This is a genomic window from Sediminimonas sp., from assembly GCF_024637375.1.
Taxonomy (GTDB): domain Bacteria; phylum Pseudomonadota; class Alphaproteobacteria; order Rhodobacterales; family Rhodobacteraceae; genus Sediminimonas.
The window spans coordinates 74496-81527 of record NZ_JAGXFK010000021.1; the positions used below are offsets into that span (position 1 = coordinate 74496).

General features: G+C 66.9%; 6 protein-coding genes. 1 reads left to right on the top strand and 5 read right to left on the bottom strand.

Annotated features, from left to right (window positions below; translation table 11 throughout):
• Position 1 precedes the first annotated feature (1 nt).
• The 5 genes from Q0L89_RS03130 to Q0L89_RS03150 form a co-directional block, all read right to left on the bottom strand.
• Complete coding sequence (locus Q0L89_RS03130) at positions 2–748, bottom strand: ATP-binding cassette domain-containing protein (RefSeq protein ID WP_296762470.1); 747 nt, start codon at positions 746–748, stop codon at positions 2–4.
• Positions 745–1527: an ABC transporter permease gene (locus Q0L89_RS03135; RefSeq protein WP_296762471.1), complete on the bottom strand. Its 783-nt coding sequence runs from the start codon at positions 1525–1527 to the stop codon at positions 745–747. Before Q0L89_RS03135 ends, Q0L89_RS03130 begins: the two co-directional genes overlap by 4 nt.
• A complete protein-coding gene (gene alr, locus Q0L89_RS03140) occupies positions 1524–2567 on the bottom strand; it encodes an alanine racemase (protein ID WP_296762473.1) in 1044 nt (347 codons plus the stop codon). Before alr ends, Q0L89_RS03135 begins: the two co-directional genes overlap by 4 nt.
• Positions 2568–2686: 119 nt before the next feature.
• The gene (locus tag Q0L89_RS03145) at positions 2687–4183 is read right to left on the bottom strand and encodes a replicative DNA helicase (RefSeq protein ID WP_296762474.1); all 1497 of its coding nucleotides are present in this window, start codon (positions 4181–4183) and stop codon (positions 2687–2689) included.
• A gap of 196 nt (positions 4184–4379) precedes the next feature.
• On the bottom strand, positions 4380–5054 hold the full coding sequence (locus Q0L89_RS03150; RefSeq protein ID WP_296762475.1) for an orotate phosphoribosyltransferase: 675 nt from the start codon (positions 5052–5054) through the stop codon (positions 4380–4382).
• 292 nt (positions 5055–5346) lie between these two features.
• On the opposite strand from Q0L89_RS03150, the gene Q0L89_RS03155 reads away from it, so the two are divergent.
• Positions 5347–7032, top strand: coding sequence for an IS66 family transposase (locus Q0L89_RS03155; RefSeq protein ID WP_296762476.1), 1686 nt, complete (start codon positions 5347–5349; stop codon positions 7030–7032).

The following is a 7032-nucleotide window of genomic DNA, read 5'->3' on the forward strand; positions in this document are numbered from 1 at the left end:
CTCAACGCACCGCCTCGATCGGGCCCTCGGCGCGGCCGTGGATGAACTGATCGAGGTAAGGGTCGCCCGAGTCGTCGAGCCGCGACACAGGCCCCGTCCACTGGATCACCCCGTCATGCAGCATCGCTACCTTGTCGGCGATGGCGCGCACGCTGGTCATGTCGTGGGTGATCGCCATCGCGGTGGCGCCCATTTCGACCACGATCTCGCGGATCAGTTCGTTGATGACACCCGACATGATCGGGTCGAGGCCCGTGGTCGGTTCGTCGAAGAATATGATCTCGGGGTCGGCGGCAATGGCGCGGGCCAGGCCGACGCGCTTTTGCATGCCCCCCGACAGCTCGGCGGGGAACATATCGGCCTGTTCCGGTTTCAGCCCGACGCGGCGCAGCTTTTCGATGGCGATCTCGCGCGCCTCGTCCTTGGGGCGCTTGAGGCTGCCGCGCAGCAGCCGGAATGCCACGTTCTGCCACACCGGCAGGCTGTCGAACAGCGCACCGCCTTGGAACAGCATGCCGAAGCGCGCCAGGAACGCGTCGCGGTCGCCGGCGGCCACGTCGCGGCCATCGACCTCGATGGTGCCGCTGTCGGGCTCCACCAGGCCAAGGATGCATTTCAGCGCCACCGACTTGCCGGTGCCCGAGCCGCCGATGATCACCATGCTTTCACCCCTGGGCACGTCCAGCGTCAGCCCGCGCAGCACGCGGTTGTTGCCGAAAGCCTTGTGAACGTCCCTGAGCGCGATCATGCCGAGAAAAACAGCTCCGTCAGAAGGTAGTTGGCCGCCAGGATCAGGATCGAGGCCGACACCACCGCCGATTTGGTGGCCCGCCCCACGCCCTGCGCGCCGCGGCCCGAATGCATGCCGTGAAAGCAGCCCATCACGGCGACGATGAAGCCGAACGCGGCGCCCTTGATGAGGCCCGACACGACATCCCAGCTTTCGAGAAAATCCACCGTGTTGTGCAGGTAGGTGCCGGGGTTGAACTCCAGCCGCGTGACGCCGACCATGTAGCCGCCCATGATGCCGATGGCGTCGCCCACCCCCACCAGCACCGGCACCGCCAGCGTCGCCGCCAGCACCCGCGGCGCGGTGAGATATTTCATCGGGTGGGTCGACAGGGTGACCAGCGCGTCGATCTGCTCGGTCACCTTCATGGTGCCGATCTCGGCGGCGATGCTTGAGGCCACCCGTGCCGCCACCATCAGCCCGCCCAGCACCGGGCCCAACTCGCGCACCATGCCGATGGCGACGATCGAGGGCACCACCGCTTCGGCGTTGAACCGCGAGCCGCCGGCGTAGATCTGCAGCGCCAGCGCGCCGCCGGTGAACAGCGCCGTCAGCCCCACCACGGGCAGCGACAGCCACCCGATCTGCACCAGGGCATGGCCGAATTCACGCCAGTAAAAGGGCGGCCGCACCAGGTGGCTGACGGTTTCGGCCGCGAACAGCGCGATGCGCCCGAGCAGCGCCAGCGCGCCCAGAACCGGCCGGCCAAGCGCGGCAAACGCGGCGGTCGCGCTCATGCCCCGTGCAGGCGCCGCGTGTAACGCCCCCCCAGCGAGGTGAGAACCTCGTAGCCGATGGTGTCGATCATTGCCGCCAGGTCGTCGACGCCCTGTTGCTGCCCCAGCACGTCCAGTGCCGGCGGATCCTCGGGCAGGTCGGTGATGTCGACGCCGATCAGGTCCATGGAAATGCGCCCGCGCACCGGGCAGGCGGTGTGGCCCGCGTAAAGCGACAGACGCGGCCCCAGCAGGCGCATGACGCCGTCGCCATACCCCGCCGCCACGGTGGCGATGCGGCTGTCGCGCGGCGCGCTCCAGGTGTTGCCGTAGCCCACCGTTTCGCCCGCCGCGACCCAGCGGGTCTGGATCACCGGCAGCGACAGGTAGGCGACGGGTTGCGCCTGTGCGAAGGGCAGCCCGCCGTAAAGCCCGATACCGGGGCGGGTGAGGTCGAAGTGGTACTCCGGGCCCATCAACACCCCTCCCGTGGACGCCAGCGAGCGCGGCACCGCCATTCCTGCGGTCATCTCGGTGAAGGTGCGCAATTGCTGCGCGTTCATCGGGTGGTCGGGGGTGTCGGCGCAGGCCAGGTGCGACATGATCAGCGTCGGACCCTGCTGTTGGGCGATGTCGCGCAGGGCCGCCCATTCGGCGGGCTCCATCCCCAGCCGGTTCATACCGGTGTCGAGCTGGACGCCGAACGGCGCGCCGGGCAGGGCCTCTACATGGCGCAGCATCTGGTCGATCGAGTTGATCATCGGGACCAGTTCAAGGTCGGTGATCATCTCGGTATCGCCGGCCATGTGGCCGGAAAAGACGTTGATCTCGGGCCCCGGCCCAAGCGCCTGCCGGATGGCGGCGCCTTCCTCGGCGATGGCGACGAAGAACCGCCGCGCGCCTGCCCGCGCCAGTGCGCGCGCCACTTGCGCCGCGCCCAGGCCGTAGCCATCGGCCTTGACCACCGCCGCCGTTTCGACATGCGGAGCGGTGCGCGCGTCGAGCGCGCGCCAGTTCTCGACAAGCGCTTCGAGGTCTATTGTCAGAACACCACTGGCCATGGCGGTTTCTTGACAGGGTTGTGCCCAAGGTCAAGGGCAAACACGGGCGGCGGCACACGCGTCCCGCTTCATCTTGCCAAGGACACTCAAGAATCCGGCGCCGCAGGCGCGCCGTGGCTTCAGAATCCTTGTCCGCCGCCGTCCTGCTGCCACGGTTTTACCAGGTTGCCGAAGCGGGTGAAGCGCCCTTCGAAGCTGAGCTCGACATGGCCGATGGGGCCGTGGCGCTGCTTGCCGATGATCACCTCGGCGCGCCCGTGCAGCCGCTCCATCTCCTCGGTCCACTTGGCCGTCGCTTCGAGGTCGTGGTCGCCGGGTTTCTCGCGTTCCTTGTAGTATTCCTCGCGGAACACGAACATCACCACGTCGGCATCCTGCTCGATCGAGCCGGATTCGCGCAGGTCCGACAGTTGCGGGCGCTTGTCCTCGCGCGCCTCGACCTGGCGCGAGAGCTGCGACAGCGCGATCACGGGGATATCCAGTTCCTTGGCGATGGCCTTCAGTCCCATGGATATCTCGGAAATCTCGTTGACGCGGTTTTCGCCTCTCCCGGTGCCGCGCACCAGTTGCAGGTAGTCCACGATCAGAACGTCCAGCCCATGGGTGCGTTTCAGCCGCCGGGCGCGCGCGGCAAGCTGACTGATCGGCAGCGCCGGGGTATCGTCGATGAACAGAGGGCACGCCTCGAGCGCCTTGGCGGCGTCGACGAAGCGGCGGAATTCGGTTTCGGTCATGTCACCGCGGCGGATCTGCTCGCTGGGGACTTCGGCCGCCTCCGACAGGATCCGGGCAGCCAGTTGTTCGGCGCTCATCTCCAGGCTGAAGAAGCCCACGACGCCGCCCTGGACCGTGCCCTCGGTGCCATCGGGCAGGGTGCCGCGCTTGTAGGCCTTGGCGATGTTGAAGGCGATGTTGGTGGCCAGCGATGTCTTGCCCATCGACGGCCGCCCGGCAAGGATCAGCAGGTCGGATCGGTGCAGCCCGCCCAGCTTGCGGTCCATGTCGACCAGCCCGGTCGACACCCCCGCCAGCCCGCCGTCGCGCTGATAGGCGGCATTGGCCACGTTGACCGCGTCTGTCACCGCCTTGAGGAAAGACTGGAAACCGCTTTCGGACTGGCCCTGTTCGGCCAGCTTGTAGAGCGCCTGCTCGGCCTCGACGATCTGCTCGCGCGGTTCATTGTCGACCTCGACCTTGGCGGCCTTGGCAGCGATGTCGCGGCCCAGCCCGATCAGTTCGCGCCGCACCGCCAGGTCGTAGATCATCTGCGCGTAGTCGCGTACCGCGTAGGCGCTGATCGCGGCGCCCGCCAGCCGCACCAGGTAGGCCGGGCCGCCCAGCTCCTTGAGGCCCTCGTCATCCTCGAAAAAGGCCTTGAGCGTCACCGGCGAGGCAAGGTTGTTCTTGGCGATGCGTGCCGATGCGGTCTCGAATATGCGGGCGTGCACGGGGTCGTAGAAATGCTGCGGCCCGATGATGCTGGCGACCCGGTCGTATAGGTCGTTGTTGGTCAGGATGGCGCCCAGAAGCTGCTGCTCCGCCTCGATCGAATGCGGCATCGTTTCGGCGTCTTCGATCTGCGCGCCGGTCGGGTTGAATGCTGCGATCTCGTTCATGTGCTGTCCGGTTCCGGCCCCGTGATTGCCCCGATGACGCCGCGACGGGCACGCGCGGCGGTGGCGCTGGTGATAACCAAAGACGCCCGGCGGGGGCAACTTGTATGTTTGCGGGGACAAGCTGTGGATATCCCGGCCCATACACAGTGTAGCACGAGTATCGACGGGCGGGCCAACATCTTGTGGCGGGTAGGGGCTAGCGCCGCGCCGCCTGCCAGCCGCGCGGATCGTCGAGGAAGGCCGCGACCCCCTCCAGCGTGGCGTCGTCGAAGGCGCCCTGCGCGCGCGCCTCGGCCAGCACGTCGCGCCAGGTGCAAAGCGCATGCAGGCGCACACCGTGATCGCCCAGCGTCTTTTCCGTCTCCGGGAAGATGCCGTAGCTGAAGACCACCGCGGTATGGGCGCAAGTCGCGCCGGTCGCGCGGATCGCGTCGACGAAGCTGAGCTTGCTGCCGCCATCGGTGGTCAGGTCCTCGACCAGCAGCACCCTCTGGCCCTCGTGCATCGCGCCCTCGATGCGGGCATTGCGGCCGTATCCCTTGGGCTTCTTGCGCACGTAGGTCATGGGCAGGGCCATCCGTTCGGCCACCAGCGCGGCAAAGGGGATGCCCGCCGTCTCGCCGCCGGCGATGGTGTCGAACGCCTCGAATCCGGCCTCGCGCATCACCGTGACGGCCAGGAAATCCATCGCCGTGGCCCGGATGCGCGGAAACGATATCAGCTTGCGACAGTCGATATAGGTCGGGCTGGGCAGGCCCGAGGCCAGCGTGAACGGCTCGGCCACGTTGAAATGCACCGCCTCGATCTCCAGCAGCATCCGCGCGGTCAGGCGGGCGATTTCTTCCTTGGCGGGGTAGGCGGTCGGGATCATGTGCGGTGTCCTCAGGGTGTGATCGTGTCGGTGCGCCGCGGGCGACGACGTTCGAAACGAAGGTCTATCCGCGCGCGGCGGATTCGTCATCCGTTTCTTTTCGCCCCTCTGTTGCCGAACCGCGTTCGTGTGCCCGGTGCGGCAGATCTTGCCACCAAGGCAGGGCAAGGGCAGTGCAGGAGGCGACGTCGTGAACTTTTCGACTTGTTTTCGGCGATCATGGCCGATAAACGCGACCGCGGAGACGTGGCCGAGTGGTCGAAGGCGCTCCCCTGCTAAGGGAACGCATATTTTGGGTAAGCCGCTGAAATTCAGCGGCTTTTTTGCTCCCCAGATTTCGGATTCCCAAATCTTGCCGATCATGGCTGGAACTCCCAACCGTGCGCACGAAGCCGGTCGGCGAGGTCTGCGGTCGGAAGCTTGCGATAGCGACGCGCCATTTTTGCGCTACTCCATCCCCGAGGACCAGCGCGACACTGTCGCCGCGCTGTTGCGCGAGACGGCCTCCCTCAAGGAGATCAACAAGCGCCTCGAGCACCTGGTCGCCGAATTGAACCACGTTGTGCATGGCAAGAAGTCCGAGAAGCTCGACGAGGACGACCGGCAGCTGGCCTTCGAGGACCTCAACATTGCCGTCTCCGAGGCCGAGGAACAGAAACAGGATCAAGCGCCCAGCGAGGACACGTCAAAACGCAAACGGGTGGCCAGGCGCAACCGCGGCAACCTGCCCAAGGACCTGCCACGCATCGAGCGCGTGATCGAGCCGGAAAGCCTGGAGTGCCCGTGCGGCTGCGGACAGATGCACAAGATCGGCGAAGATCGCACGGAGCGGCTGGACATCGTGCCGGCGCAGCTGCGCGTGCTGGTCACCGTGCGCCCCAGATATGCCTGCCGTGCCTGCACGGATGGCGTGACGCAGGCATCGGCCCCCGCCGCCCTGATCGAGGGCGGGCTGCCGACCGAGGGGGCCATCGCGCACGTGCTGGTCAGCAAGTATGCCGACCATCTGCCGTTATATCGCCAGAGCCAGATGCTCGCCCGGTCGGGCGTCACCATCGACCGCAGCACCCTGGCCGACTGGGTCGGTGTTGCGGGGTTCCACCTGCGGCCCGTCGTCGACCGATTGGCCGAGCACCTGAAGGCGTCCAGCAAGCTGTTCATGGACGAGACCACTGCGCCGGTTCTCGATCCGGGGCGGGGCCGGACCAAGACCGGTTATCTCTGGGCGCTGGCCCGCGACGACCGCAGGTGGGGTGGCGCCGACCCGCCAGGGGTGGTGTTCTTTTACGCCCCGGACCGGAGCGGGCAAAACGCTGAGACGTTCCTGCGCGGCTTCGACGGAATCCTGCAACTCGACGGGTATACGGGCTACAATCGCCTGACGCGCCCCTCCCGCAAGGGCGGTGATCCCATCCGCGTGGCGCATTGCTGGGCGCATGCCCGGCGCAAGCTGAAGGAGGTCTTCGACCGCGACGGCTCGGAGATCGCGGCAGAGGGCCTGCGCCGCATTGCCGAGATCTACAAGGTCGAGGCCGACATCCGCGGCTGCGCCCCCGGCCAGCGTCTCTCGGCCCGCCAAGCACACACGGCGCCCCTGGCCACGGCGTTCGGCGACTGGCTGCAAGAGCAGCGCCTGCGCGTGTCGGCGAAATCAAGGCTGGGCGAGAAGCTGGCCTATATCCATCGCCACTGGGATCGCCTGCAGACCTTCCTCCATGACGGCCGCGTCGAGATCGACTCGAACGGCGTCGAGAACCTGATCCGCCCGATCGCACTGAACAGGAAAAATGCGTTGTTCGCCGGTCACGACGAGGGCGGCAAGACCTGGGGCCGCATTGCGTCGCTGATCGAAACCGCAAAGATCAACGGCGTCGAGCCCTTCGCCTATCTCAAGGCCACCCTCGAGGCCATCGCCGCCGGCCATCCGAAAAACCGGATCGACGAACTCCTCCCTTGGAACTTCCAGCCGTCAAGCTGA

Excerpts from the sequence above, each read along its gene's own strand:
- Q0L89_RS03130 (WP_296762470.1), bottom strand. The coding sequence starts at position 748 with ATGATCGCGCTCAGGGACGTTCACAAGGCTTTCGGCAACAACCGCGTG.
- Q0L89_RS03150 (WP_296762475.1), bottom strand. The coding sequence starts at position 5,054 with ATGATCCCGACCGCCTACCCCGCCAAGGAAGAAATCGCCCGCCTGACC.
- alr (WP_296762473.1), bottom strand. The coding sequence starts at position 2,567 with ATGGCCAGTGGTGTTCTGACAATAGACCTCGAAGCGCTTGTCGAGAAC.
- Q0L89_RS03135 (WP_296762471.1), bottom strand. The coding sequence starts at position 1,527 with ATGAGCGCGACCGCCGCGTTTGCCGCGCTTGGCCGGCCGGTTCTGGGC.
- Q0L89_RS03145 (WP_296762474.1), bottom strand. The coding sequence starts at position 4,183 with ATGAACGAGATCGCAGCATTCAACCCGACCGGCGCGCAGATCGAAGAC.